The sequence below is a fragment of the Paraherbaspirillum soli genome (assembly GCF_042654985.1).
Lineage (GTDB): Bacteria > Pseudomonadota > Gammaproteobacteria > Burkholderiales > Burkholderiaceae_D > Paraherbaspirillum > Paraherbaspirillum soli.
The window spans coordinates 316,568-342,623 of record NZ_JBHSMT010000026.1 but is presented as its reverse complement, the minus strand read 5'-3'; the positions used below and the strand labels follow the sequence as shown (position 1 = coordinate 342,623).

Annotated in this window: 24 protein-coding genes; 15 read left to right on the top strand and 9 right to left on the bottom strand. The window is 59.1% G+C overall.

The features are described 5' to 3' along the window. Nucleotides 1-41: 41 nt before the first annotated feature. A complete protein-coding gene (gene pnp / locus ACFPM8_RS15390) occupies nucleotides 42-2,186 on the bottom strand; it encodes a polyribonucleotide nucleotidyltransferase (protein ID WP_378998528.1) in 2,145 nt (714 codons plus the stop codon). A 274-nt stretch (nucleotides 2,187-2,460) separates the two neighbouring features. Beyond that, nucleotides 2,461-2,730 carry a 30S ribosomal protein S15 gene (gene rpsO, locus ACFPM8_RS15385; RefSeq protein WP_014007042.1) on the bottom strand — a complete coding sequence of 90 codons (270 nt, stop codon included), beginning with the start codon at nucleotides 2,728-2,730 and terminating at the stop codon, nucleotides 2,461-2,463. Nucleotides 2,731-2,921: 191 nt separating this feature from the next. Between rpsO and ACFPM8_RS15380 the strand changes: the two genes are divergently transcribed. Further along, entirely contained in the window at nucleotides 2,922-3,425 is a 504-nt protein-coding gene (locus tag ACFPM8_RS15380) for a hypothetical protein (protein ID WP_378998526.1), read from the top strand. A gap of 7 nt (nucleotides 3,426-3,432) precedes the next feature. On the opposite strand, the gene lolD is transcribed toward ACFPM8_RS15380, so the two are convergent. Further along, nucleotides 3,433-4,158 (bottom strand): lipoprotein-releasing ABC transporter ATP-binding protein LolD, encoded by a 726-nt coding sequence (lolD, locus tag ACFPM8_RS15375; RefSeq protein WP_378998690.1) that lies wholly within the window; start codon nucleotides 4,156-4,158, stop codon nucleotides 3,433-3,435. A 22-nt stretch (nucleotides 4,159-4,180) separates the two neighbouring features. Beyond that, complete coding sequence (locus ACFPM8_RS15370; protein ID WP_378998524.1) at nucleotides 4,181-5,446, bottom strand: lipoprotein-releasing ABC transporter permease subunit; 1,266 nt, start codon at nucleotides 5,444-5,446, stop codon at nucleotides 4,181-4,183. A gap of 345 nt (nucleotides 5,447-5,791) precedes the next feature. On the opposite strand from ACFPM8_RS15370, the gene ACFPM8_RS15365 reads away from it, so the two are divergent. Next, nucleotides 5,792-6,544 (top strand): COG4705 family protein, encoded by a 753-nt coding sequence (locus tag ACFPM8_RS15365; RefSeq protein ID WP_378998522.1) that lies wholly within the window; start codon nucleotides 5,792-5,794, stop codon nucleotides 6,542-6,544. Between the two features lie 58 nt (nucleotides 6,545-6,602). On the opposite strand, the gene ACFPM8_RS15360 is transcribed toward ACFPM8_RS15365, so the two are convergent. Then, nucleotides 6,603-6,968 (bottom strand): hypothetical protein, encoded by a 366-nt coding sequence (locus ACFPM8_RS15360; protein ID WP_378998520.1) that lies wholly within the window; start codon nucleotides 6,966-6,968, stop codon nucleotides 6,603-6,605. Nucleotides 6,969-7,212: 244 nt separating this feature from the next. Here ACFPM8_RS15360 and ACFPM8_RS15355 point away from each other — a divergent pair, with 244 nt between their 5' ends. Both ACFPM8_RS15355 and recJ read left to right on the top strand, forming a co-directional pair. After that, nucleotides 7,213-8,292, top strand: a complete 1,080-nt coding sequence (locus ACFPM8_RS15355; RefSeq protein WP_378998518.1) for a hypothetical protein — start codon at nucleotides 7,213-7,215, stop codon at nucleotides 8,290-8,292. Then, on the top strand, nucleotides 8,289-9,983 hold the full coding sequence (gene recJ, locus ACFPM8_RS15350; RefSeq protein ID WP_378998516.1) for a single-stranded-DNA-specific exonuclease RecJ: 1,695 nt from the start codon (nucleotides 8,289-8,291) through the stop codon (nucleotides 9,981-9,983). Before ACFPM8_RS15355 ends, recJ begins: the two co-directional genes overlap by 4 nt. A 239-nt stretch (nucleotides 9,984-10,222) precedes the next feature. Here recJ and ACFPM8_RS15345 read toward each other — a convergent pair whose 3' ends face one another. Beyond that, nucleotides 10,223-11,227 (bottom strand): GlxA family transcriptional regulator, encoded by a 1,005-nt coding sequence (locus ACFPM8_RS15345; protein WP_378998514.1) that lies wholly within the window; start codon nucleotides 11,225-11,227, stop codon nucleotides 10,223-10,225. Continuing rightward, nucleotides 11,215-11,817, bottom strand: a complete 603-nt coding sequence (locus ACFPM8_RS15340) for a DJ-1/PfpI family protein (RefSeq protein WP_378998513.1) — start codon at nucleotides 11,815-11,817, stop codon at nucleotides 11,215-11,217. Before ACFPM8_RS15340 ends, ACFPM8_RS15345 begins: the two co-directional genes overlap by 13 nt. A 340-nt stretch (nucleotides 11,818-12,157) precedes the next feature. Between ACFPM8_RS15340 and prfB the strand changes: the two genes are divergently transcribed. The 9 genes from prfB (at nucleotide 12,158) to ACFPM8_RS15295 (ending at nucleotide 22,513) form a co-directional block, all read left to right on the top strand. Beyond that, nucleotides 12,158-13,262, top strand: a protein-coding gene (gene prfB / locus ACFPM8_RS15335; RefSeq protein ID WP_378998511.1) for a peptide chain release factor 2 whose coding sequence is annotated in 2 segments (ribosomal slippage) — nucleotides 12,158-12,238 and nucleotides 12,240-13,262 — 1,104 coding nt in all. Because the reading frame shifts where the segments join, the coding sequence is not laid out codon by codon here. A gap of 61 nt (nucleotides 13,263-13,323) precedes the next feature. Then, a complete protein-coding gene (lysS, locus tag ACFPM8_RS15330) occupies nucleotides 13,324-14,850 on the top strand; it encodes a lysine--tRNA ligase (protein ID WP_378998510.1) in 1,527 nt (508 codons plus the stop codon). A gap of 312 nt (nucleotides 14,851-15,162) precedes the next feature. Further along, the gene (gene eco / locus ACFPM8_RS15325; protein WP_378998508.1) at nucleotides 15,163-15,687 is read left to right on the top strand and encodes a serine protease inhibitor ecotin; all 525 of its coding nucleotides are present in this window, start codon (nucleotides 15,163-15,165) and stop codon (nucleotides 15,685-15,687) included. Nucleotides 15,688-15,744: 57 nt separating this feature from the next. Next, a complete protein-coding gene (locus ACFPM8_RS15320; RefSeq protein WP_378998507.1) occupies nucleotides 15,745-16,122 on the top strand; it encodes a carboxymuconolactone decarboxylase family protein in 378 nt (125 codons plus the stop codon). 27 nt (nucleotides 16,123-16,149) lie between these two features. Further along, the gene (locus tag ACFPM8_RS15315; protein WP_378998505.1) at nucleotides 16,150-18,480 is read left to right on the top strand and encodes an ATP-binding protein; all 2,331 of its coding nucleotides are present in this window, start codon (nucleotides 16,150-16,152) and stop codon (nucleotides 18,478-18,480) included. Between the two features lie 566 nt (nucleotides 18,481-19,046). Beyond that, nucleotides 19,047-19,493, top strand: coding sequence for an S-adenosylmethionine decarboxylase (gene speD / locus ACFPM8_RS15310; protein WP_378998504.1), 447 nt, complete (start codon nucleotides 19,047-19,049; stop codon nucleotides 19,491-19,493). A 23-nt stretch (nucleotides 19,494-19,516) separates the two neighbouring features. Then, on the top strand, nucleotides 19,517-20,581 hold the full coding sequence (locus ACFPM8_RS15305; RefSeq protein WP_378998502.1) for a fatty acid desaturase family protein: 1,065 nt from the start codon (nucleotides 19,517-19,519) through the stop codon (nucleotides 20,579-20,581). Between the two features lie 52 nt (nucleotides 20,582-20,633). After that, nucleotides 20,634-21,497, top strand: coding sequence for a DMT family transporter (locus ACFPM8_RS15300; protein WP_378998500.1), 864 nt, complete (start codon nucleotides 20,634-20,636; stop codon nucleotides 21,495-21,497). A gap of 17 nt (nucleotides 21,498-21,514) precedes the next feature. Then, nucleotides 21,515-22,513: an isopenicillin N synthase family dioxygenase gene (locus ACFPM8_RS15295; protein ID WP_378998498.1), complete on the top strand. Its 999-nt coding sequence runs from the start codon at nucleotides 21,515-21,517 to the stop codon at nucleotides 22,511-22,513. Between the two features lie 32 nt (nucleotides 22,514-22,545). On the opposite strand, the gene ACFPM8_RS15290 is transcribed toward ACFPM8_RS15295, so the two are convergent. Beyond that, complete coding sequence (locus tag ACFPM8_RS15290; protein WP_378998496.1) at nucleotides 22,546-23,424, bottom strand: LysR family transcriptional regulator; 879 nt, start codon at nucleotides 23,422-23,424, stop codon at nucleotides 22,546-22,548. A 127-nt stretch (nucleotides 23,425-23,551) separates the two neighbouring features. Here ACFPM8_RS15290 and ACFPM8_RS15285 point away from each other — a divergent pair, with 127 nt between their 5' ends. Next, nucleotides 23,552-24,310 carry an SDR family NAD(P)-dependent oxidoreductase gene (locus ACFPM8_RS15285; RefSeq protein ID WP_378998495.1) on the top strand — a complete coding sequence of 253 codons (759 nt, stop codon included), beginning with the start codon at nucleotides 23,552-23,554 and terminating at the stop codon, nucleotides 24,308-24,310. A gap of 77 nt (nucleotides 24,311-24,387) precedes the next feature. Continuing rightward, entirely contained in the window at nucleotides 24,388-25,209 is an 822-nt protein-coding gene (locus ACFPM8_RS15280) for an SDR family NAD(P)-dependent oxidoreductase (protein ID WP_378998493.1), read from the top strand. Nucleotides 25,210-25,340: 131 nt separating this feature from the next. Here the strand turns inward: ACFPM8_RS15280 and ACFPM8_RS15275 are convergent, their stop codons facing one another. Next, nucleotides 25,341-25,691: a hypothetical protein gene (locus tag ACFPM8_RS15275; RefSeq protein WP_378998491.1), complete on the bottom strand. Its 351-nt coding sequence runs from the start codon at nucleotides 25,689-25,691 to the stop codon at nucleotides 25,341-25,343. Nucleotides 25,692-26,056: the final 365 nt, after the last annotated feature.

Below are 26,056 nucleotides of genomic sequence, written 5' to 3'. Positions count from 1 at the left end.
CATCCCGGGCTTTTTCACATCCCCAACTAAGCTGGATCTGCTTAAGCAGCTGGCCCAGCCGATGCCGGTGCAGCTTCGCCGGCTTCATCAGCCTGCGCAGCCTTCATCGACAGTTTCAGGCGGCCACGGTCATCGGTTTCAAGTACCTTGACGCGCACTTGCTGACCTTCTTTCAGGTAGTCGGCGACCGCATTGACGCGCTCGTTGGCGATCTGGCTGATGTGCAGCAGACCGTCCTTGCCCGGCAATACCTGGACAATCGCGCCGAAGTCCAGCAACTTCAACACGGTGCCTTCGTAGACCTTGCCGACTTCAACCGACGCTGTCAGTTCTTCGATGCGACGCTTGGCTTCCTGGCCGGCGGCAGCATCCACCGAAGCGATGGTGACCACGCCTTCGTCGCTGATGTCGATCTGGGTGCCGGTTTCTTCGGTCAACGCGCGAATCACAGCGCCGCCCTTGCCGATCACGTCACGGATTTTTTCCGGATTGATCTTGATGGTGATCAGGCGCGGTGCGAAGTCGGACAGCTCGGTCTTGCCATGCGGTACCGCTTCCTGCATCTTGCCGAGGATATGGATGCGGCCTTCCTTGGCTTGCGCCAATGCGACCTGCATGATTTCCTTGGTGATGCCCTGGATCTTGATATCCATTTGCAGCGCGGTGATGCCGTTGGCAGTACCCGCCACCTTGAAGTCCATGTCGCCCAGGTGATCTTCATCGCCCAGGATGTCGGTCAGGACGGCGAACTTGCTGCCTTCCTTGATCAGGCCCATCGCGATACCGGCGACGTGCGCTTGCATCGGCACACCCGCATCCATCAACGCCAGGCAGCCGCCGCAGACCGAAGCCATCGACGACGAACCGTTGGATTCGGTGATTTCCGATACCAGACGTACCGAGTAGCTGAACTCTTCCGGTGCCGGCAATGCCGCTTGCAGGGCACGCTTGGCCAGACGGCCGTGACCGATTTCGCGGCGCTTAGGAGTGCCGACGCGGCCGGTTTCGCCAGTCGCGAACGGAGGCATGTTGTAGTGCAGCATGAAGCGATCCGAGTACTCGCCCATCAGCGCGTCGATCTTTTGTTCGTCGCGTGCGGTGCCCAGCGTGGCAACGACCAATGCCTGGGTTTCGCCGCGAGTAAACAGTGCCGAGCCGTGAGTACGCGGCAACACGCCGGTACGGATCGAGATCGGACGCACGGTGCGGGTGTCGCGGCCGTCGATGCGTGGCTCGCCGTCCAGGATCTGCGAACGCACGATTTTGGATTCCAGCTCGAACAGGATACCGCCGACTTCTGCCGCGTCCGGTGCTGCCGCGCCGATCGAAGCCGCTTCAGCAGCCAACGCCGCGTTGACTTCGGCGGTGGCATCTTTCAGCTTGGCGGTACGGGCTTGCTTGTCTTTGGTTTGGTAGGCTTCGCGCAGCTTGGCTTCGCCGAAATGGGCAACCCGAGCGATCAGCGCGTCGTTCTTCGGCGCAGGGCTCCACTCGACTTCCGGCTTGCCGCCGTCGCGCACCAGGTCATGGATGGCGTTGATCACGGTCTTCATTTGGTCGTGGCCGTACACCACCGCGCCCAGCATGATTTCTTCCGACAATTGCTGCGCTTCGGATTCCACCATCAGCACCGCGGTTTCGGTACCGGCAACTACCAGATCCATGGCTGACTTGGTCAGTTGCGAAGTGGTTGGATTCAAAACATATTGACCGTCGATATAGCCGACGCGCGCAGCGCCGACCGGGCCCGCGAACGGGATACCGGCGACCGACAAAGCAGCCGAAGCGCCGATCATCGCAGCGATATCCGGATCGATTTCAGGATTGACCGACAGCACGTGAAGAATCACTTGCACTTCGTTCATGTAGCCTTCCGGGAACAATGGACGAATCGGACGATCGATCAGGCGCGAAGTCAGCGTCTCTTTTTCCGAAGGACGACCTTCACGCTTGAAAAAGCCGCCGGGGATGCGGCCTGCGGCATAAGTCTTCTCAACATAATCAACGGTCAGCGGGAAAAAATCCTGACCTGGCTTGGCATCTTTACGTGCAACCACGGTAGCCAGCACAACGGTATCTTCGATCGACACCAATACGGCGCCGGAAGCTTGGCGAGCGATTTCGCCGGTTTCCAGCGTAACTTGATGCTGGCCATACTGGAAAGTCTTGGTAACTTTATTAAACACGGTGTTTCCTTTCTATTTTGCCGACAGATTTTCAGGCGCTGTCGTTCACCTCACCACAGACGGCTGCATCACCGGTTATTCCGGATGAATTGCCGCCTCATTACATAAAACAAACTTCTTACAACTTGCGAGCAGCCAATTCAAGCTGCCAAAAGCAAAAATGCCCGCATCAGAGACTGACGCAGGCATTTTACCTATCGGTCGACCAACGACGTCGTCACGAAAAATCGAAACAAGATGTCGATGAGGATATCGAGGATCGGTGATAAGTCGATTACTTACGCAAGCCGAGTTTTTCGATCAGCGAACGGTAACGGTTGAGATCTTTACCTTTGAGGTAGGACAGCAGGCTTTTACGACGGTTAACCATCATGATCAGGCCGCGGCGGGAATGATGATCCTTGGCGTGGGCTTTGAAGTGACCGTTCAGATCGTTGATACGGGCTGTCAGCAGCGCAACTTGCACTTCTGGGGAGCCGGTGTCGTTTTGACCGCGCGCATTATCAGTGATAATTGCGGCCTTGGCTGTTTTTTCGATAGTCATGCTTTACCTTTCACAAGCGGTGTACAGAGTACGGAACCCTATATACCGTGAACAAACAATTAAAAAAGCTGGTCGAACTTGACCAGACGCGCAGTATATAGCAAAACCCTTGCCGATTCAAACCATTAGCTCGGCCTTTACGGGCCAATTCGCGCCATCCGGCGCATCTTGACCATTTTTTGGAGCTTGCCATGAAACACTTCCCTGCCGCCATCGTCGCCAGCCTGATGCTGACCCTTGGCGGGTGCGCTTCGCTGATGGCGCCGCCGGTCAATCCCGGCGAACCGGAGCCGCAAGTCATCGCCCGCTTGGGGACGCCTACCGGCATTTATCAAGACAACAACGATAAATTATTGGAATATTCGCGCGGCCCGTTTGGCCAGTACACCTATATGGCGCGGATTGGCCCGGATGGCAAATTGATTTCCTACGAACAGGTATTGACCCTGCAAAAATTTGCCACGATCAAGGTAAATCAATTCAACAAGGCCGATGTCCTGCGCACCATCGGCAAACCGAACGATACGATCTATTACAGCCGCACCAAACTGGATGGATGGAATTACGGCTACAAGGAAAACGGCGTCTGGAACTCACAGATGACCGTCTATTTCGACGACGCCGGGATTGTCCGCAAGCTTGAAAACGGCCCCGATCCGCGTTATGACCATGATCGGTCTGGCTTCAGGCGATAAGTACCTATTACTCCAGGTAAGGCTGCAAGCCATTCTCCGACAGCCGCAGGATGCGGCCGCAGCGGCGCGCCAGTTCAACGTCATGGGTCACGATCACGAACGCAGTACCCAGCGTTTGCGATAGCTCCAGCATCAAATCGAAAGTCATCTGTGCGGTCGAGCGGTCCAGATTGCCGGTCGGCTCGTCGGCCATCACGCAGGCCGGCCGAGTGACCAGCGCGCGCGCCAGTGCGACCCGCTGTCGTTCACCGCCGGACAACTCGCCCGGCACATGGATCACGCGCTTGGCCAGCCCTACCCGCGACAGGATCTCGCGCGCCTGCTCTTGCGCATCGCTGCGCTTTACGCGGCGGATCATCAGCGGCATGGCAACGTTGTCCAACGCCGAGAACTCCGGCAGCAAATGATGGAATTGATAGACGAAACCCAGTGCGCTATTGCGTAAATCGCCACGCGCCTTTTCGCCCAGCGTCGTAAAGTCTTTACCCAGCAAAGTCACGTTGCCGGCAGTCGGCGTGTCCAGCCCGCCCAGCAAATGCAGCAAGGTCGACTTGCCGGAGCCGGAGGCGCCGACGATGGCGACTTGTTCGCCCTTGACCACATCGAGGTCGATTCCGCGCAATACCTCGACCGAATAATCGCCTTGTGTAAACGTCTTGCCCAAACCGCGGCCGGACAGCACCGCCTGATTCGCACCGCCATTGATGGCGCCGTGCGCCGCTGCGACATCCATGACAGCGCCATTTGTGATCGTTTTATTCATAGCGCAATGCCTCCGCAGGTTTTACTCGAGCCGCCCACCAGCTCGGATACAAGGTCGCCAGGAAAGCCAGCACCACGGCGACGCCGCCGATGGTCCCGACATCCGGCCAGCGCAGGTCTGACGGCAATTCGGTAATCACATAAATACTCTTGGGCAGGAACTGCACATGCAACAGGCGCTCCATGAACGGCACGATGACGTCGATATTCAACGCCACCAGCACCCCGAGCCCGACCCCGATCGCAGTGCCGATCAAGCCCACCAATGCCCCCTGGACCATGAAAATTTTCATGATGGAAGCAGGCGATGCGCCCAGCGTGCGCAGGATCGCGATATCGGCTTGCTTGTCGGTCACCGTCATCACCAAGGTCGACACCAGATTGAAAGCCGCCACCGCAATGATCAGCGTCAGGATGATGAACATCATCCGCTTTTCGGTCTTGACCGCCGCAAACCAGTTGCTGTTCTGCTGCGACCAGTCGCGCAAATACAAATTGGCCGGCAAGGTGGTCGACAGCTGCTGCACCACTTGCGGTGCTTGCAGCATGTCGGTAATTTTCAGCCGGACGCCGGATGGCGAACTCTGCCGGAACATCTTTTCCGCATCGTCGAGATGAATGAAGGCCAAGGTGGAATCGTATTCGTAATGGCCGGCTTCGAAGATGCCCGCCACCGTGAACTGCCGATTGCGCGGGATCACCCCGGCCGGCGTGACCTGCCCTTGCGCCGCCAGCAGCATCACCTTGTCGCCGATGCCGACGCCCAAGGCGCGCGCCAGCTCAACCCCCAGCACGATATTGAATTCCCCGGCTTTTAGGTCGTTGAAGCTGCCGTGCGTGACCTTGCTGGCGACCTCCGACACTTTCGGCTCTTCCGACGGCAACACGCCACGCACCGCCACCCCACGCAACACATCGTCGCGCACCAGCATCGCTTGCGCATCGACGTAGGGCGCGGCGCCGATCACTTCCTTGTTCTGGAATGCCTCCTTGGCAACCAATTCCCAGTTCGGCATCGCGCCGGAGGCGTCAAAGACCTCGATATGCGCCAACACCGACAGCATGCGGTCCCGCACATCCTTCTGGAAACCGTTCATGACCGACAACACAACGATCAGCGCCGCCACCCCCAGCGCAATGCCAGCCATCGAAATTAACGAGATGAAAGAAATAAAGCTGTTGCGGGCGCTGCGCTTGCCAGCGCGGGTGTAGCGCAAGCCGACCAGCCACTCAAACGGTAAATTTTTTAAAATGCTCAATGCCAGGCTCCCGAAATCAGCCCGCAGTTTGCCACACAATCCGGCTGAAGGCAGCGGAATCAGATGCTTATCGTGCCTCCCAAGAACCTCCCGGATTATCCACAGAAAATGTGGACAGGCTTGTGGACAACTATCAAGAAGAACACCTATGCAATTGATTTATATAGATTTTTTATCGATGCCCAAATTTGATATCATTCGAACTTTAGCCGGTCGCGCCTGCGTATTGAAGCAAAACCCTATGTTTTTCCTAAGTTTCATCCTTCATAGTGCTTCCTGCCAACGGCCTTCCTTCAAACCTCATTCGCCGGCCGCTTATTTCAGCCACCACTAAAAAGAATACAGATGAACAAACTTCCTCAAATCACGCTCATTTTCTGGATCATGAAGATCTGCGCCACCACCCTGGGCGAAACCGCAGGCGACCTTTTGGCGCAGACCATGAACGTCGGCTATGCCGTCAGCTCGCTGATTTTGATTGGCGTGTTTTTTACCGCGCTGGCATCGCAACTGGCGTCAAAAAAATTCCACCCGCTGCTGTACTGGACCGTCATCCTGGCCACCAGCACCGCCGGCACCACCATGTCCGATTACATGGATCGCACCCTGGGACTGGGCTATGCCAAGGGCTCGATGATCTTGACCGCCATTCTGTTGGCGATATTGGCGTTCTGGCGTTTTAGCGAAAAATCGCTGTCGGTCGACAACATCAAAAGCTTCAAGGGCGAATTACTGTACTGGGCAGCGATTCTGTTTTCGAACACCTTGGGTACCGCCTTGGGCGACTTCCTGGCAGATGATTCCGGGCTTGGATTTGCCGGCGGCGCATTCTTGATCGGCGGCCTGCTGGGGCTGGTGGTGTTGGCGGCGTTTTATACCAAGATTTCCAAAGTCTTGCTGTTCTGGCTGGCCTTCGTGTTGACCCGCCCGTTCGGCGCAACCCTGGGTGATTTCCTGACAAAGTCGGTCGACAAAGGCGGCCTGGATTTGGGCACCCTCAACTCGTCGCTGCTGCTGGCGGCTGTGCTTGGCGCGTTCATCGTTTACAGCACTTGGGATAAGAGCCGGGCGAGGCGCCAGGTTCAGCTTCAGTCATAACGACGAGCAAACGGGAGCCGTCCGTTGACCGCTCCCGCCAGGAGATGCGCCAAAAATACTAACGGGTGGTGGAATCGATATCCGCCAGACATTCGCGGCCCTTTTGGGTGATGTCGAAGCCGCCGCCCGCCTCACTCGGCTTTATGTGCCCTTTCTTGCCGAGGAAAGTCGCAACCTCGACCGCAAGCTTGGCCAGCGGATCATCCGCAACGGCGCGCAGTCCGTCGATGCAGCTTTTGACAAACAGCGTTTGCTTGCCCTTGTCGGTTATTACCAGGCTGCCATCTCTTTCGCGCGTGACGAATTTAAGACCGGCCAGACGCTTGGCGTTCCTGGCGACGCACGCGCTTACGCGTCCGTGCCGCGGCGCCTTACTGATTTGTCCAAGCGCGTCGTATTCATCTTTTGTCAAACTGTCGTCCATCACTGCTTCCTATAAAAACTTCTGATTCTGTTTGCGGCCCCTATGGTACGCCAGCGGCGTGGGCATAGGCTTTTGGGCACCTCTAGAAACCGTAGCGAGCGGCCCAAGGTCGGGGCGACGAAGTTGCAACACCTGCAACTGTACGGAAGTACAGCGAGCATCGCAGCCCCGAGATTGGGTCGCGTAGTAGGTTTATAGGGGTGCCCTTTTCGCGAAACCGGCCAGTTTGCCATACAATCGCGCCATGATTCATATTGATATCCTATTACCGTTCGGCCTGCCCCCGCCTGAACTGGCGCGCGATGTGTTGCGCGACTTGAAAGTACCTGCACTTGCCACCCTGCTGGCCCGCTCCAACTGCAAGCGGCAAACCTTTGACGAGTTTGCCCGTGCCTTGCCGCATGAAGCCTGGCTGGCGTCGCAAGCCGGCCTGCCGGCGTCCGCTCCCAGCGATAGCGAGCATCAAAGCAGTCCGCCGATCGCCGTCGCCGCCATGCGCGCGCTCGGCTTGAGCGTCGATCAAGGCATCTGGTTCATGCTGCACCCGGCCCACATCCATGTTGCCCGCGACCACCTGGTTCTGACCGACCTGCGTCAGGTGAATCTGACGGACGCCGATGCACGGCAATTGTTCGATGTCGCCATACCGCTATTCGAGGAAGCCGGCCGCTCCCTGGTCTATGGCAACGCCAATACCTGGTTCATGCGCGCCGACGATTGGCACGACTTGCGCACCTCCACCCCGGATGCCACCTGCGGCCACAACATCGACATCTGGATGCCGCAGGGCGAAGGCGAGCGCGCCTGGCGCAAATTGCAAAACGAAGTGCAAATGGCGTGGTTCACCCATCCCTTGAACCAACAGCGCGAGGCGCGCGGATTACAGAGCGTCAATTCCTTGTGGCTGTGGGGCGGCTCAGCCGCCGCGCCGTTGCCCAGCACGGGGCAAGCCACATATCGTGAAGTGTTCAGCCCGGCCGGCATGTCGTCCGGCTGGCTGGCCGCCTTCGGCCAATTCGCCGCAACCGCCGTCGCCGATTGCCGCGCCGGCGACATCGTCAGCGCCGCTCCCCAGCATGGCTTGCTGATACTGGATCAGTTGATCCAGCCAGCCCTGACGGCAGAATGGTCGAGCTGGCTGCAGCAACTGCGGACGCTGGAGAGCGACTGGTTCGCGCCGTTGCTGCAAGCACTCCAGAGCGGCAAACTGGATCGCCTTTCACTTGTTTTTACCGACAACACACGCATCACCGCATCGACCGCGAGCCGGCTCTCGCTCAAAAAATTCTGGGTAAAACCAGCTTTGACAGGCCTACTATCATGACCCGCATCGTCACCCGCCCCTATTCGTTTAGAGATTCCGAGCGCCTGCGTCAAAGCGGCGTGCATCCGGTCCTGGCGCGCGTCTATACCGCGCGCGGCCTGCTCGATGTGAAAGAACTGGAAAGCGAACTGGGCTCGCTGATCGCCCCTGCCGGTTTGCTGCACATCGACGCCGCCGCCAGCTTCCTGGCCGACGCCATCGCCGCGCAAAAGAAAATGGTGATCGTCGCCGACTACGATTGCGACGGCGCCACCGCCTGCGCGGTCGGGCTGCGCGGCTTGCGCATGCTGGGCGCAAACATCGACTTCATCGTGCCGAACCGGTTTGAATACGGTTACGGCCTGACTCCTGAAATCGTCGAACTGACCGCACGCGAAAAATCGCCCGACATCATCGTCACCGTCGACAACGGCATCGCCAGCATCGACGGCGTGGCCGCAGCCAACCGGCGCGGCATCGAAGTGGTGGTCACCGACCATCACTTGCCGGCCGATACGCTGCCGGCGGCGCGCGTGATCGTCAATCCGAACCAACCGGAATGCGGCTTCCCCAGCAAGAACCTGGCCGGCGTCGGCGTCATGTTCTATGTCTTGCTGGCCCTGCGCGCAGAACTGCGCAAGCGCGGCGTGTTCGATGCCAAAACCCAGCCGAAACTGGATGTGTTGCTGGATCTGGTGGCGCTCGGCACGGTCGCCGACGTCGTCAAACTGGACGCCAACAACCGCATCCTGGTGGCGCAAGGCTTGAAGCGCATGCGCGCCGGCCGCATGCATGCCGGCGTCGCCGCATTGTTTCGCGCGGCCGGCCGCGAAGCCCGGCGCGCCACGCCGTTCGATCTCGGCTTCGCGGTAGGACCGCGCCTGAACGCCGCCGGCCGCCTGGCCGACATGGCGCTCGGGATCGAATGCCTGACCACCGACGACGAAGGCCGCGCCTGGGCCATCGCCCAGCAGCTAGACAGCATCAACCGCGAACGACGCGATATCGAAGCCGACATGCAAGATACCGCGCTGGCGCTGCTGGACGATTTCAAACCGCAAGACAGCACCACCATCAGCGTGTTCGACGCCTCATGGCATCAGGGCGTGATCGGTATCGTCGCGTCCCGCCTGAAAGACAAGTTCTACCGCCCGACCATCACCTTCGCCCCCGGCGGTGAAGGATTGATCAAGGGCTCGGGCCGTTCGATCCCCGGCTTTCATCTGCGCGACGCCTTGGATCTAGTGTCCAAACACGCTCCCAGCCTGATCGAGAAATTCGGCGGCCACGCGATGGCGGCCGGCCTGACGATACGGGCCGACGCCTTCGACGCCTTTGCCGCGGCATTTGAAAAAGTCGGCCGTGACTGGCTCGGACAAAGCCAGCTGGAACGCGTGATCGAAACCGACGGCCCGCTGGAAGATGCCTACTACACCACCCAGTTCATCGAACTGATGGAGGGGCAAGTATGGGGACAAGGATTTGCGCCGCCGGTTTTTTGCGACGAATTCAAGGTGCTCAGCCAGCGCATCCTAAAAGAAAAGCACCTCAAATTGCTCTTGGAGAGAAACGGCACGCGCTACGATGCGATCTGGTTCGGCCATATCGACAACCTCGGCGCACACGCCAAGGTCGCGTTCCGGCTGGACGCCAACGAGTACAACGGCGTCACCAAAGTGCAGTTGATGGTGGAACACGCGGAAGCCATATAAGAGCCTATTCAAAATCTACAACCTGTAGGGCGGATGAGCGTAGCGTTATCCGCCGTTGGATGTACCACATGCGTTTGACGCATCCAGAACGGCGGAAGACGCTGCGCTTTTCCGCCCTACTTACTGTTCAAAATCCGCAACCCGTAGGGCGGATGAGCGCAGCGTTATCCGCCGTTGGATGTACCACATGCGTTTGACGCATCCAACACGGCGGAAGACGCTACGCTTTTCCGCCCTACTTACTGCGCCATCCTCTGCTGACTAGGCGACAACTCCTCGAATTTCTTCCACACGCGGCGCAATTGGCGGGTCGAATGAAACCCGGCCTGCTCGGCCACATGCTCCATATTCAATGTCGATTGCGTCAGCAATTCACGCGCCAGCGCCACCCGGATGCGCTGGATGTAATCGACCAGGCTAGTGCCGGTATGTTCGCGGAACAAGCGCGTCAAATGGCGCTCGCTGGTGAAGGCAATTTCCGCCAATTGCGCCAGATCCCAATCGTTGGCCGGATTGCCGATGATGGCGTCCTGCACCCGATGCACCGCCGGATGCATATGATTGCGACAAGCCAGCCACGGCGACAGTTGCGGATCGCTGCCGGAACGCCGCATATACACCACCAATGAACGCGCAATCGAAGCACTGCGTGCGTGGCCGGCAATTTGGGCCACCACATGCAGCGCCAGATCAATCCCGGTGGTCACCCCGGCGCTGGTGTAGATATTGCCGTCTTCGACAAAAATGCGATTTTCCAGCACCTGCGCGCGCGGCGCGATACGCCGCAAGTCGTCGCAATGGCTGTGATGTGTGGTGCAACGACGACCGTCCAGCAAACCGGCATATCCGGCCAGCAAGGCCCCGGTACAAATACACAACAACCGGTGCGAAGGCCGCCAATGCTTGCGCAGCCATTTCACCGCACGCTGATCGGCAGCGCTGCTGAAGTCATCATCCCTGCCGGTGCAACCGTTCAGCACCAGGATGGCGTCGCCCGGCAGGCTGTCCGGCAGATCGCCGAAGCCGGTCAGGCAAAGTCCGATCGACATATTGATGTTGGACTCGGCACTGATGTAGCGCACATCGAAAAAGTCGGCGCGGCCTTCCCGTTCGGCGATCCGGTTGGCGTAGCGCAGCACTTCCGCCGGACCGATCAGGTCAAGCGCCATGGTCGCTTCGCGCAACAGAAAATAGACCGGCACGGTGGTTTCGGCAGCGTGCATTTGTTCGCTTATTGCAACCATCGATACTCCATTTGTTTAGCGGTGGCAGTCGCCAGCGGCCGTCCCGCCAGCCGCGCAACCAGATGCAAGCTCATATCGACGCCAGCCGAAATGCCGCCCGAAGTCAGCACTTTACCGCAATCGACCCAGGCCACATCGCGCTGCAAAGTGAGCTTGGGAAAGCTGCTCTGCAACTCATCCAGGTCTTCCCAATGAGTAGTGACATCCAGTCCGTCCAGCACGCCGGCCTTGGCCAGCAGGAAGGCGCCGGTGCAGACCGAGGCAATGATTTCCGTACTGCGCGACTGCTCGGCAATCCAGGCGATCACCGCGTCGTTATTGCGGATGACCGACACATCGCCGCCCGGCACCAGCAGCACATCAATATCGGCCACCGGCGGCAGCACGCAATCCGGCAACACCAGCATCCCGCCCCGAGTGCGTATCGGCCGCATGCTGGCCGCCACCAGGAAGCAGCGAAACAGCTGGCCGGCGTCAGCATGGCCATTGGTCCGGCCATGCACCCGGGCCGCGGTCGAAAACACTTCATACGGCCCGGAAAAATCCAGAATTTCGACATCGTCAAAAACCAGTATCCCTACGCTCAACATGATCAGACCTCATCCGAAACACGGGCGATCCGGGAACGGACTGCCATCGTTTGACAGCATGTTAGAAGAGGATCGCCTGTAGCGAAATGCTTGCGCCAGACATAGTGCGGACAAAACCGGACATTCCAGGCCAGCAGCATTGAGCGCATTGCCGGCCTTTTGGATCATTTCAATTTGCTCACTTTCCTGCCTGGAAGAAATTGACGAATCAGCAATCGCGCTTCAATTTGTCGCTTGGACCTGCCTTTTACCCATAAAACCCAACCGTTACGCCGATATAGCGGCGTAACCGCCTATGCGCTGGCGTATAATTTAGGGTTTGATTGCACGAGAGCCCATCATGGAAGCCGAACGCTTAAATTCCCTACAAAACCTGCTCGCCGACTTGACCACGCGCGAAGCCGAACTACGGAGGTATCTTTGACTTCGATACCAAGTCAGAGAAACTAGACCAGGTAACTGCCGAACTTGAAGATCCGGACGTCTGGAATGACCAGAAGCGCGCCCAGGAACTCGGCAAGGAAAAGAAATCGCTGGAAGCGATCGTGTTGACGCTGACCAAGATCGAGGCCGATCTGCGCGACACCGCCGATCTGTTTCAGATGGCGCGCGACGAGCAGGACGAAGACACGGTGGCAGCGGTCGAGGCCGATACCGAGTCTCTGAAAAAGCTGGTGGAAGGCATGGAATTCCGCCGCATGTTCAGCAATCCGATGGACCCCAACAATTGCTTCATCGACATCCAAGCCGGCGCCGGCGGTACCGAAGCGCAGGACTGGGCCTCGATGCTGCTGCGTCAATACGTCCGCTATTGCGAACGCAAGGGCTTCAAGGTCGACATCCTGGAACAATCGGACGGTGAAGTCGCTGGCATCAAGACCGCCACCCTGAAGGTCGAGGGCGAGTACGCCTACGGCTTTTTGCGCACCGAAACCGGCGTCCACCGGCTCGTGCGCAAGTCGCCGTTCGATTCCGCCAATGGCCGCCACACCTCGTTTTCCAGCCTGTTCGTGTATCCGGAAGTGGACGACTCGATCGACATCGAAGTCAATCCGGCCGATGTCCGGGTCGATACCTATCGCGCCTCCGGCGCCGGCGGTCAGCACATCAACAAAACCGATTCCGCGGTACGCCTGACGCATGGTCCGTCCGGCATCGTCGTGCAATGCCAGAACGACCGCAGCCAGCACCGCAACCGCGCGGAAGCCTGGGATATGTTGAAGGCCAAGCTGTACGAACTGGAATTGCGCAAGCGCATGGGCGAGCAACAGAAACTGGAAGACTCCAAAACCGACGTCGGCTGGGGCCACCAAATCCGCTCCTACGTACTGGATCAGTCGCGGATCAAGGATCTGCGCACCAATTTCGAGAGCGGCAATACCAAGGCAATCCTCGATGGCGATCTCGATGATTTCATCGCCGCATCGCTCAAGCAAGGCGTTTAAGGCGAATTCAACTCGACCTTAAACCGCCCTGCTCCACCGCACCAATTAAAAAGAAACTGACATGACGACAGACAATCAGCAGCAACCTGTCCCGCAAGACGAAAATAAAATCATCGGCGAACGCCGCGCCAAACTGTCCGCACTGCGCACGCAAGGCGTGGCCTTCCCGAACGACTTCCGGCCGACCCACAAAGCGGCCGACCTGCACGCGCGCTATGCCGAACTCGACAACGAAGCGCTGGATGCGGCTGCGGTCAAAGTCGTGGTGGCGGGCCGCATGATGTTGAAACGGGTGATGGGCAAAGCCTCGTTCGCAACCTTGCAGGATGCCTCCGGCACCAAGGCCGACGGCCGGATTCAATTGTTCATCACCAAGGAACAAGCCGGCGAAGCCGAATACGAGGCCTTCAAGCATTACGACCTGGGCGACATCCTCGGCGCCGAAGGCACGCTGTTCAAAACCAAGACCGGCGAACTGTCGATCAAGGTCAGCGCCCTGCGCCTGCTGACCAAATCCTTGCGGCCGCTGCCGGACAAATTCCACGGCTTGGCCGATCAGGAAACCAAATACCGCCAGCGCTACGTCGACCTGATCATGAACGAAGACACGCGTCGCACCTTCAAGGCCCGTACCGCAGCGATGTCGTCGATCCGCCGCTTCATGGAAAAGAACGACTTCATGGAAGTCGAAACGCCGATGCTGCACGCGATCCCGGGCGGCGCCGCAGCCAAGCCCTTCATCACCCACCACAACGCGCTCGACATGCAAATGTTCATGCGCATCGCGCCCGAGCTGTACCTGAAGCGGCTGGTGGTGGGCGGTTTCGACCGCGTGTTCGAAGTCAATCGCAATTTCCGTAACGAAGGCGTGTCGCCGCGTCACAATCCGGAATTCACGATGATGGAATTCTATGCCGCCTACGTCGACTATCAGTGGCTGATGACCTTCACCGAACAAGTGATCCGGCAAGCCGCGATTGATGCGCATGGCACTGCCTGCCTGACCTATCAAGGCCGCGAGCTGGACCTGGGCAAGCCGTTCGAGCGCCTGACCATCGTCGGCGCGATCAACAAATATGCGCCGCACTACCAGGATGCGCAGCTGCAGGATGCCGAATTCATCAAGGCCGAACTGAAGAAATTCGGCGTCAAGCCGCATGCCCACGCCGGCCTCGGCGCACTGCAATTGGCGCTGTTCGAAGAAACCGCCGAAGCGCAGCTGTGGGACCCGACCTACATCATCGACTATCCGGTCGAAGTATCGCCGCTGGCGCGCGCCTCCGATACCGTGCCCGGCATTACCGAGCGTTTCGAATTGTTCATCAGCGGCCGCGAAATCGCCAACGGCTTCTCCGAGCTGAACGACGCCGAAGACCAGGCAGCACGCTTCCAGGCGCAGGTTGCGGCCAAGGATGCGGGCGATGAAGAAGCCATGTTTTACGACGCCGACTACATCCGGGCGCTGGAATACGGCATGCCGCCGACCGGCGGCTGCGGCATCGGCATCGACCGCTTGATGATGCTGATCACCGATTCGCCGAACATCCGCGACGTCATCCTGTTCCCGCATCTGCGCAAGGAAGACTGATTCAGCTTGAATCGCACGCGGCAGGTTGAACCACAGCCTGCCGCATCCCCCTCCCCCTTCTTGTCCGGACTACGTTTTTCGAGTCCTGCCCCTCCCCTCTGCAACGCCGCGCTCCTGCTCATTGAATATATTGACATTCGTCATATTGACTATTGGAAATAAATCAAATCTAATCAGATCCTGTATTTGTTTACAGGGTCTATTTGACATCTCCAAAAAACCGTAGCGAGCAGCCCCGAGATTAGCGGGCTTGCCAAACCCTGCAGTCGGTTTTTAGAGGTGCCCTATTGCTATTGATTAAAGGAGCGCTTGATGAAAAAAATGATTTGCACCCTGCTGGCCGCCCCGTTCGCCATCGCGATGTCCGGCTGCGGCGCAGTGCCTACCTCGCAGCAAACCAATGAGGACGGCGCCCAGCCGGCGCTCAAGCCGTTGGCGCAGATCGCCCCTTATCCGGCCGCTGCCGCCGGTCAAACCAGATGGGTGATTCGCTTGCCGCAGGAAGCCGACGAAAAGGCGCTCCAGCTTGAATTGGTGGCCGGCAAAACGATGGATGTCGATTGCAACCGGCAATGGTTTTCAGCAGACATGAAGGCGGAAACCCTGGCCGGCTGGGGCTATACCTATCACGTCCTGCAAGATGTCAAAGGGCCGGCATCGACCTTGATGGCGTGCCGGGGACAGCCGAAAAAACCCGGCTTTGTGCCGGTAAGCGGCGCCGGCTACCTGCTGCGCTACAACAGCAAACTGCCGGTAGTCGCCTACCTGCCTGAAGGTTTTACGCTGCAATACCGGATTTGGCGGGCCGGCGATAACGTCACGGCGAAGGAAGAGTAATTGCCGCGCTGCCGAGTATCGCTTGATGTTCCATAAACAAATATAAAGGAGGACGACATGGGTACAGCAGAATATGAACGCGGCAGCAAACGCCTGGCAGCCGTTACCGGCAGCGCAGGACAGAAAGTGGTCGACGGCTTGCGCAATATCAGCCCCGATTTCGGCCGCTACATCGTCGAATTCGCCTATGGCGAAATCCATTCCCGGCCAGGCCTGACGATGCAGCAGCGGCAATTGATCACGATTGCCGCATTGACCGCGTTGGGCAATGCTCAACCTCAACTAAAGATACATATCGCAGCGGCAATCCATACCGGCGTCAAACGCGACGAAATCATAGAAGCCATCATCCAGATGGCGGTATATGCCGGTTTTCCCGCCACCTTGAACGGCCTGTCTGCAGCCCAGGAAGTGTTCACCGCAAGCGGTTTGTAACGTTCGTGCTTCCAGAGGAACAGCCTGATGCCGAAATTCCCGAATAATCATTTCGCGCGTCCGAGCTGGGCCAGGCTCGGCATCAACAGCCTGTTCGTGGTGGCCATGCTGGGCCTGGCTGCGCTCGGCAGCCACCCGGCTTTCAACCTGATGTTCGGCTCCATCGACAAAGTCCAGTTCGATACCGTTGCCCAGCATTTCGCCCATCCCAATTCGCACAAGGTGGCGGTCATCAACATTGATGAAAAAACCTTGCGTGAACTGGGCCCAAAAAACCTCTACAAATATTACGACCCGCTGTTTGCGCAGCTGACCGATGCCGCCAGCGTCGCGATCGACATCCTGTTCGTGCCGTACACCCCGACCGGCGAACTGGCGCAGGCCATGAGCAAAAACGGCAAGGTCGTGCTGCCGCTGTCGACCGGCGGCACCGATGGCCGCGGCAATCCGCTGGTGCCGCCGCCGCCCGCATTGCAACAGGCGGCGGCAGCGCTCGGACAGCGCGCCGTGACCAGCGGCCACTTCGGCAGCGTCGACGGCATCATCCCTTACCAACAGGTCGGCAACAAGATTTACAGCCACATCACACTTGAGGCGATGCGGATCGCCGGCCTCGGCATGTCTGTCGATGCGCTGCAGACCAATCTGCAAGCGCACACCTTGTCGATAGCCACCGCCACCACCAACTCGATCCTACTGATGCTGCCGCGCAGTTCCGCCCTGTCCCAATATTCATACATCGATGTGGTCCAGGGACGGGTGCCGGCAACCGCCTTCGCCGGCAAAATCGTGTTCATCGGCCACTCGGTGTTCGGCGAGGCCGGCACCTTCCAGACCTCGTCGCTGAACGTCGACGAAGTCAACCGCGCCCAACTCGACGCCTTGCTGACCGAGGCCCTGGTGGACGGCAACATGGTGCGCGAGCTGTCGCGCGCGGAAACGATCCCGATCTACCTGGCGCTCGCGCTGGGCATGCTGCTCATCTGCGCATTAACGCCGGGGCTGCGGATGCACTTGCTGGCGCTGGCCTGGATAGTCTTGCTGTTTGCCGGCTCCATGCTGTTGCTGGCGAACGCCCATATCTGGTTGCGGGTCGGCGTGATGCCCATCATCTACGCCTTGATTTATGCGTTTTACGCCTGGGGCCGACTAGCCCGCACGCACCGTTTATTGCACCATGAAATTCGAGAACTGCGCGGCATCTCGGCGGCAGTCGGCAGCAGCCCCACCCTCGATTCGGCGGTCAGCTTCGATCAAAATAGCAGCGACCCGTTCGAAGAAATCAAGACCGCGATGCGCCAGATCCGGGCCTGGCAAGAAGCCTATGTGAACGTGATCAACCTGCTGCCGTCCCCAATCTTCCTTGAAAAAGACGGCCAGATCGCGCTCTGGAACGACAAGGCGGCAATGCTGCTGGGCGCCGAGGAAATCGCCCAGGGCAGCGCCGGCACCATGATCCCCGCGATCCAGGAATGCGTCAAAAGGAATCGGGGCCAGGAAGGCCCGGCCGACATGGAAATCGAACTGAACGGCCGCGTTCACATGCTGCTGTCGGTGCCGTTCGCCCCGTTCGACCCGCTGATCAGCGGCGACGGCATCGCCAACCTGATCTGCCTGGTCGACATCGCCGACGTCAAGCAAACCGTCAGTCACGACCGCCAGGCGCTGCGCCACATGGCGCACGACTTGCGCAACCCGTTGACCACCATCCTGGCCTTGATCGAAGAGCAAAGCAGCGCGGCCCAGCCGAGCGGCGCCGGCCAGGACGAAAAATTCATCGGCGAGCTGCGCCGGCAAGTCGATTACAGCCTGCGCGTGGCGCAGGATTTCATGCAACTGTCGCGCGCCGAACAAATCGATGCGCAAGACTTCCTGCCGGTATCGCTGCACGATCTGGCGGCCGAGGCAGTCGATCAAGTGGCGCCGGCCGCCGAGCAAAAATCCATCGCGCTGCTGGCCCCGGAAGACACTGGCCAGCCGCTGTTCTTGCTCGGCAATTGGAATATGCTGATGCGCTCGCTGGTCAACGTGCTAGACAACGCCATCAAGTATTCGCCGCCCGGCAGCGCGATCACGGTCCGGCTCGCCCGCGAAAACGGCGACCAGGGCGAGCTGGCGACGATCCACGTCATCGACCAGGGCATCGGCATCCCGGCGGACGCGCTGCCGCACCTGTTCGAACCCTTCTTCCAGGTCGACGGCCGGCACGACGGCAAGACCGGCATCGGCCTCGGACTGCCGTTCGTGCTGACGGTGGTGGAACGGCACGGCGGCACGATCAGCGTCGCCAGCCATGCCGGCCTAGGAACGGATTTCCGGATCGCGTTGCCGTTGGCGGTGGTGGCTGACACCGCGTAGGGCGGATGAGCGCAGCGTTATCCGCCGTTTCACCGCATTAGGCACATCAAGCGGCGGATAACGCTACGCTCATCCGCCCTACCGACCTTGACCGTACACGGCTACACTTTGCGCTGCCCACTAAGGGGCTCCCTACCTCGCCGCCCGTGGAGGACGACAAGGAGCGTGCACGTAGAAAACCGCTAGCTTTCATCGCGACCAGACGTTGGACTTTGCAACCCAACGACACCACCGGCACAGGCGCCATGCCTGCCGATCTGATCGCCAGACCATCAACAACAGCTGATAAAGCTGTCAGTCAACCGCAATGTCAACTGCTAAGCATGACAGTTTCCAATGTCGTCGCAGCCTATTATCTTTTGCAGCTTGACGTTGCTCCGCCGGCTTGCTTGACGGTCCGGCATCGGCCTGTAGTTCGCACCTGTAGTTGACACATCAAGCACCATTTCAAATAGCACATTGTCGATAATTTCAGAAGTTCCGAATCGGAATCCGGCCGCTCGATAGGCGGCTTGGATGATATGGCGAATGCTTGTTTCAAGCACACAAAATAGGATGGAGACCGTATGACTGTCGTTGAACAACTGCACCTGGAAAAAAATCTCAAGCAAGTCGAAGTACAACATTTTGGAGAGCATCTGACGATCGACGGCTATCTCGGCGATCACGACAAACTCAATGACAAGTCGCTGGTGCTGCATGCGCTCAATACGCTGCCGGAACTGCTGGGGATGAAGAAGCTGACCACGGCCGAGGTGCATTTTGCCAAGGGCAACGACATCAAGGATCCGGGCGGCTGGAGCGGATTTGTGGTGATCGAGGAAAGCCATATCAGCATCCACACTTTCCCCGGCACCCGATTTATCAGCGTCGATGTGTACACCTGCAGAAACGGACTGGACAAGCCTTACATCCTCGACTTCTTCAAAAATACTTTCGACATCGAAGAATTCGAAACCAACTTCATTCAGCGCGGCAAGCGCTATCCGGGATTGCAGGCAGCGGCGCGCTGATCGTTTGTTTGCCGGAGCGCCATATGATCGTTTATTCCGAATCCCAATATGTAGGGCCGCTCGGCCATCCCGCCACCCGCGCCGCAGTGACGCAATTGGTGGCGCAGCGCGCAATGCTGCCTAACCTGTGTGTGTTTGCCGCGATCAACCTGCTGTTCCTGGCCGGCGTCTGGGATTTGGCCGCCGGCTCGCTGCTGCAGTCGGCGATAGCGGTGCCCTTGCTCAGCGTGGCGATGATTCTGGCCTGGTATCTGGGCCACGACTGTGCGCATTCCATCGTTTTCGAAAACCGGAAATGGAATTATCGTCTCGGCAGTTACCTGGCCTGGATCAATGGTTTCGCGTATTTCAGGTTCCGCGATTATAGCCACGACCATATCCGCCATCATGCGCAAAAGGTCGATCTGCTGGGAACCGATGTCAATCAGCTGCTGGCAAGCTTCCCGGGATGGATCAGGCGTCTCGTGTTGCGGCTGGAGCACAGCTATTTTCCGGTGCTGCATTATCTGATCAAGATCGACGGCGCGATCGCCATCCTGCGCGCTGATGACAAATGGTATCGAATGCGGGTGTTGGCCATGGCGGCGCTGTCGGCCGGATTTCTGGCGCTGATCACGCTAAAACATTGGTTCGCATTGCCACTTTATTTTGCGGCACAAGGCATCCGGATTCACTGCACCCGCTTCGTCGATGCGTTCCAGCATAGCTACATCGAGGCGGACCCGGCCGACCATACGGCGCCGGGGGACAAGTTGTACGAGCACAAAAACACATTCTCGTTCCCGGTCGCGTACCGGCATCGCTGGCTGAATCTTCTGATCCTGAATTTCGGATTTCATAATGCGCACCACAGCATGCCGAGCTGCCCCTGGTATCACCTGCCCCGGCTCGACACCCTTCTCACCTCGCATGACTGCGGTGCGCCGCAGGACCTGGCTAACGTAACAATGCGGAATTTGCTGGCGGCCTATCACCGGCATCGCAAAGTACGGGTGACGGCGTCGGATGAGGGGCAGCCATACGATGCCGGGGGACGATTCTCGCTGGAGAAATTCACCGGCGCCTTTACGGACAAGCTGTTGGGTTGATGAGTGCGATCGGCATCGACCTGACTTTAAAACATATGTGGATAGGCCGAATATGAACAGAAATTATTTAACTCACAGCTTGATACTGCTGGTGGCAACTGCCATTTTCGCGCTCGAGTACATCTCGCTGGAATGGTCTTCCGCCGGGCCTTTGTGGACGATTGAGCTGAGCCTGATTGCATCGACAATCCTGATCGTGCCGTTCTTTCCGTGGAAGAGTTTCAAGGCCTGGGATATCTCTTTAAGCTGCGGGCTGTTGTTCGGCATCTTTCTGTTTCTGCAGGCGTTCTCACTGAAATACACGTCGATCAACAAATCCGCTTTTCTGATTTCCGCCTCCGTTTTGTTTATTCCCGTGATTGGGCGGATGTTCGGCAATCGCAGAACCACGTTGATCGAATACGCCACCTGCCTGGTGGGTTTGATCGGTATCGCGATCATGTGCAAACCCACGGTCGACGACATCAATTTTGGCGATGTCGCCGCATTTATGGCGGCGTTGTCGCTGGCGGGTTATACGATCGCGATCGACCGCGCGGTGGAAAAAGTGACCGACATGTGGACCTTCTCGCTGGCGCAACTGATCGTCGCCACCCTGGTCAGTCTGCCCCTGGTGGTGATGACGGAGCCGGCCCTGCCGATCGTCCGTCCGCTATTGCCGAACATCGCCAACATCCTTTTTATCGCGGTCGCCTGCAATTTTATTGCGAGCTATCTGCGCAACCGGTCGCAGGAAGTGTTGCGGCCGACCACGGTCGGTATCGTGGTCTTGTTTGAATCGCCGCTGGCGCTGTTGTTTTCATGGGTCATGATCAGCCAGAAACCGGAAGGCCATGAAATCTTGGGCGCGGTCATCATCATATTTTGCACGCTGTTCGCGGTCGGCATCGCGTCGAAGAACCAAGCCGAAATTTAAATACAGGAGGAATTGTCATGCCGCACCAAGCTGCCAGCTCGCCATCCATTCCAACCATCGACATCGCCCCGCTGTTCGGCGGCAATCAACGCGATGTCGATCACATTGCAGAATCGATAGCGGATGCCTGCAAGACGGTTGGTTTTTTTACCGTCGTCAACCACGGCATTGCGCCGGCGCTGATCGACAGCATGTTTCAGGAATCGAAAAATTTCTTCGCCCGTCCGCTGACCGAAAAAATGTCGATCAGCAATGACAAATCGCCGCACATGCGCGGCTATTTTCCAGTCGGCGCCGAAACCCCGGAGTACGAAGCCAAAGGCGATCTGAAGGAAGGTTTCGACATGTGCTCGGATCTGCCGCCGGACGATCCCGACGTGCTTGCCGGAGCGACGCTGCACGGCCCGAATGTGTGGCCGCCAGGCTTGCCCGGCTTCAAACGCACGATGACCGAATATCACGCGCAAATGCTGCATCTGTCGCGTCGCTTGCTGGCCGTGTTTGCACGCGGCCTGGGCAAGCCCGACGATTTTTTCGACGACAAGCTGACCAAGCCTTTGGCGCAACTGCGCCTGCTGCATTATCCGCCACAGCACGGTCCGGTCAGCCGCGAGCAAATGGGTTGCGGCGAGCATACCGACTACGGCACCATCGCCTTGCTGTCGCAGGATATCGAGGGACTGGAGATTCTGGCCAAGGATGGCAGCTGGATCACCGTGCAACAGAATCCGGCCGCCTTCATCGTCAATATCGGCGATCTGATGGCGCGCTGGACCAACGACCGCTACGTCGCCAATCTGCACCGCGTGATCAACGCCAGCGGCCGCGACCGCTATTCGGCGGCATTTTTCCTGGATCCGGATTACCACGCAAAGATCGAGTGCATCGACACCTGCGTGTCGGCCGACGCGCCTGGAAAATACGCGCCCATCATTTTTGGCGAATATGCGGAAGCCAAACTGGACGCGACATTTCAATTCCGGCAGGCTGAACCGGCTGCGGCGGTATCGGCCTGAATCGCCCAACAGACAAGAGTTTCCTGCGTCGCTCAGCAAAACCGCTCCACCAAAAAATCCACAAAGCTGCGCAGCTTGGGCGAGCGATACCGATCCGGCAGGTAGACCACGCTCATCGGGCGGCTGGCAAGTTCATACGTGGGGAAAAGTTGAACCAGACGGCCCGCCCGGACATCGGCCTCCAGCAGGATCGCGGGCTGCAACACGATACCCAGGCCATGCAATGCCGCCACGCGCAGCGCTTGGCCGTGATTGACCTGCAAGCGGCCCGAGACCGGAACGCGACATGCGCCGTCTTCGTCCGTCAGGCGCCAATGCGCCAGGGCTGCGGGAGAGAAAGACAGGCACTCATGCCGGCTTAGATCCTCCGGCTTGTCCGGCGTACCCTTGCGCGCCAGGTACTCGGGGGATGCGCAGATCATCAGCCGATACGGTGCCAGCGCCTTGGCGATCAACGCCGAATCCGGCAACTGGCCGATACGGATGGCCGCCTCGAACCCTTCCTCCACCAGATCCACCACGCGGTCGCACAAGGCCACCTCGACGCTGACCTCGGGATAGCGCTCCAGGTACACAGACAAAGCAGGCATCAGCGCTTCGGTGCCGAATGTGACGGGCGCGGTGACGCGCAGCTTGCCAGCAGGAGCCAGTTGCAGGTTCTGCGCTTGCGCATCGGTTTCGGCCACCAGCCTGAGGATTTCCTTGCAGCGCGTGTAGTAGTCCTGGCCGAAGGTGGTCAGATGCTGGCGCCTGGTGGTCCGGTTGAGCAACTGCATGCCCAGGCGTTTTTCCAGCGTCCGCAGGTGGTTGCCGGCCATCGTCGCCGAGATGCCGCAAGCGGTCGCGGCCGCGCTCAAGCTGCCTTTTTCCACGGCCAGAACGTACACCTCCATGCTGTCCAGCAAATCCATTCATAACTCCTGATTTCAAATCTATCAATCAAAACGCGGTTTATCTCGCATTGATTCTAAATGAAACTGACGCCTTTCCCGCAAGCGGGCTTGCGGTCAACTGCCAAACATAGATAGAGGAGTCACCATGGAATTAAATCTCAAAGGACGTACCGCGCTGGTTTCGGGCGCCAGCGCCGGCATCGGCGCCGGCGTTGCGCGGATACTGGCCCAGCAAGGCGTCCGAGTCGCCATCACGGCGCGGCGACGCGACCTGCTTGAACAGCTCGCCGCGCAAATCGCCGCCACTGGTGCTGAAGCGCCCATCGTCGTCACCGGCGACGTGACCGCTGCCGATGATGCCAAGCGCATCGTGGCCGAAGCTACGGCCGCCCTCGGTCCGATCGACATCCTGGTCAATTGCGCGGGCGGTTCGCGGCCGACGCAACAAGATGCCGCCGACGCCGACTGGGATGAAGCCTTTGCGTTGAACTTCACCGCAGCGCGCCGGCTGACACAAGCAGTGCTGCCGGCGATGCAGGCGCGGCAGTGGGGCCGCATCGTCAACATCAGCGGCTCGATGGAGCCGCGCTCGCTCAATGCCGCCAGCGCCGCCAAGGCGGCGCTGCACCTGTGGGCCAAGGGCCTGTCCTGCGACGTGGCGGCACACGGCATCACCGTCAACACCATCCCGCCCGGCCGGATCAACAGCGAACAGATTCGCGACAAACTGCACCCGAGCGAGGAAAGCCGGCGCGCCTTCATCGCCCGCAATATTCCCATCGGCTACTTCGGCGAGCCGGAGGACATCGGGCACCTTGTGGCCTTCCTGGCCTCGCCGCTGGCGCGCTACATCACCGGCGCCGTGATCCCGGTGGATGGCGGCATGCATTACTACGCACACTAAGTTTTGGCAGACAAGCCGAATCCCGATCGTTCATCAATGGGTGGGCTGTACCCACCCATCATTTGGAGAAATTGAAAATGACTACAAACACATCCCCGGAAAAACGATTTACCGGACGCACGGTTCTCATCACCGGCGGCGGAACCGGCATGGGCAAGGCGGCCGCGCTGCGCTTCGGGCGCGAAGGCGCCAATGTCGCGATTGCGGGCCGACGGCCGGCCGAGTTGAATCAAGTCGTCGCCGACATCACGGCTGCCGGCGGCATCGCCCTGGCCATCCCGACCGATGTGTCCGATGCCGAGCAGGTCGAGGCGCTGGTGAAGCAGACGGTGGCCACCTTCGGCGCCTTGCACATGGCCTGGAACAATGCCGGCGTGCTGGGTACATTCACGCCGCTCAAGGATATGAGTCTGGCCGACTTCGATGCGGTGACGGCGACCAATCTGCGCGGCGTGTTCGCCTGCCTGAAGTATGAGATTGCCGCCATGCTGGAGGCCGGCGCCGGCGGCGCAATCGTCAACACTTCATCGTGGACGGCGCATGGCGCAATGCCGGGGCTGGCGGCTTATGCAGCGGGGAAAGCGGCGCTGGATGCGCTGACCCGCACCGCCGCGCTGGAACTTGGTCCGCAACAGATCCGCATCAACAACGTCAGTCCCGGCATCATCGCCACGCCGATGGCCAGCGGCGTGCTTGCCACCGAAACGGCCGCGCTGCCGTTCCGCAAGCACACACCGTTGCAACGCATCGGCCAACCGGAGGAAGTCGCCGACGCGGTGGTCTGGCTGCTCTCCGACGAGGCCCGTTTCGTCACCGGCCAAAGCCTGCTGGTCGACGGCGGCTTTACGCTGGGTGGATTGCGTCCCTGGTTCAACAACTTTGTGGCCGAACATGTCTGAACCTCAAGGTCACGCGTAGGGCGGATGAGCGTAGCGTTATCCGCCGCTTGATGCACCATCTGCATTCGGTGTGTCTAATACGGTGAAACGGCGGATAACGCTGCGCTCATCCGCCCTACCGACGGTGGCGGTCAGCGGTTGGTCGGGCGCTGTCTGGCTATCAGGTCGTTCAGGTAATTAACGCTGGTCTCGGATTTCCCCAACACCGCCTCGGTCGAGCCCATCATCCAGCGCAGCAGCAGGTCGACATCGCAAGCATTCAATGGCGGCGGACAATCGAGGTCGCCGTGCTCTTGCGCCAGATGGTTGGCATGCAGCATAGCCAGCCCCTTATAAATGCCTTGGCACATGTCCAGCGTGAACGCGATGCATTGCGCCGCTTGGTCGGTGCGCAGGTCTTTGTCCAGCCATGAGAACGGCTGGTGCTCTGGAATATCTGGGATGGGTGGGAATGGACGAGGCTTCTTCTTACTACTAGTCATGTCGGTCTCCTAGCGGTGGATGAATCCGCGCCCCGCCGTCTGGCGTGGGTGGGCGGCGAAGGCAGGATTAGACGACCGGTCAAAAGCTTTAACACCCTCCGGCAGCCCCCGAGGGGGCTCCCTACCTCGCCGCCCGTGGAGGACGACAGAGGGTGGCACGTAGAAAACCGCAAGCCGCGGTCCGTGCGCTTTTGATAGTGGCGTCTAAACCACGTCCAGGATTTTTCTCTCAGGGACGGGACCGACTATAAACGCTATCGGATGCGATGGCAATTATTAGCATCATGCTATTTTTAGATGCGTTGCGAAGAAGCGATTTGATCGCCGTCGGCGATAAAAAACCCAGCGCGTGGCTGGGTTGGGGA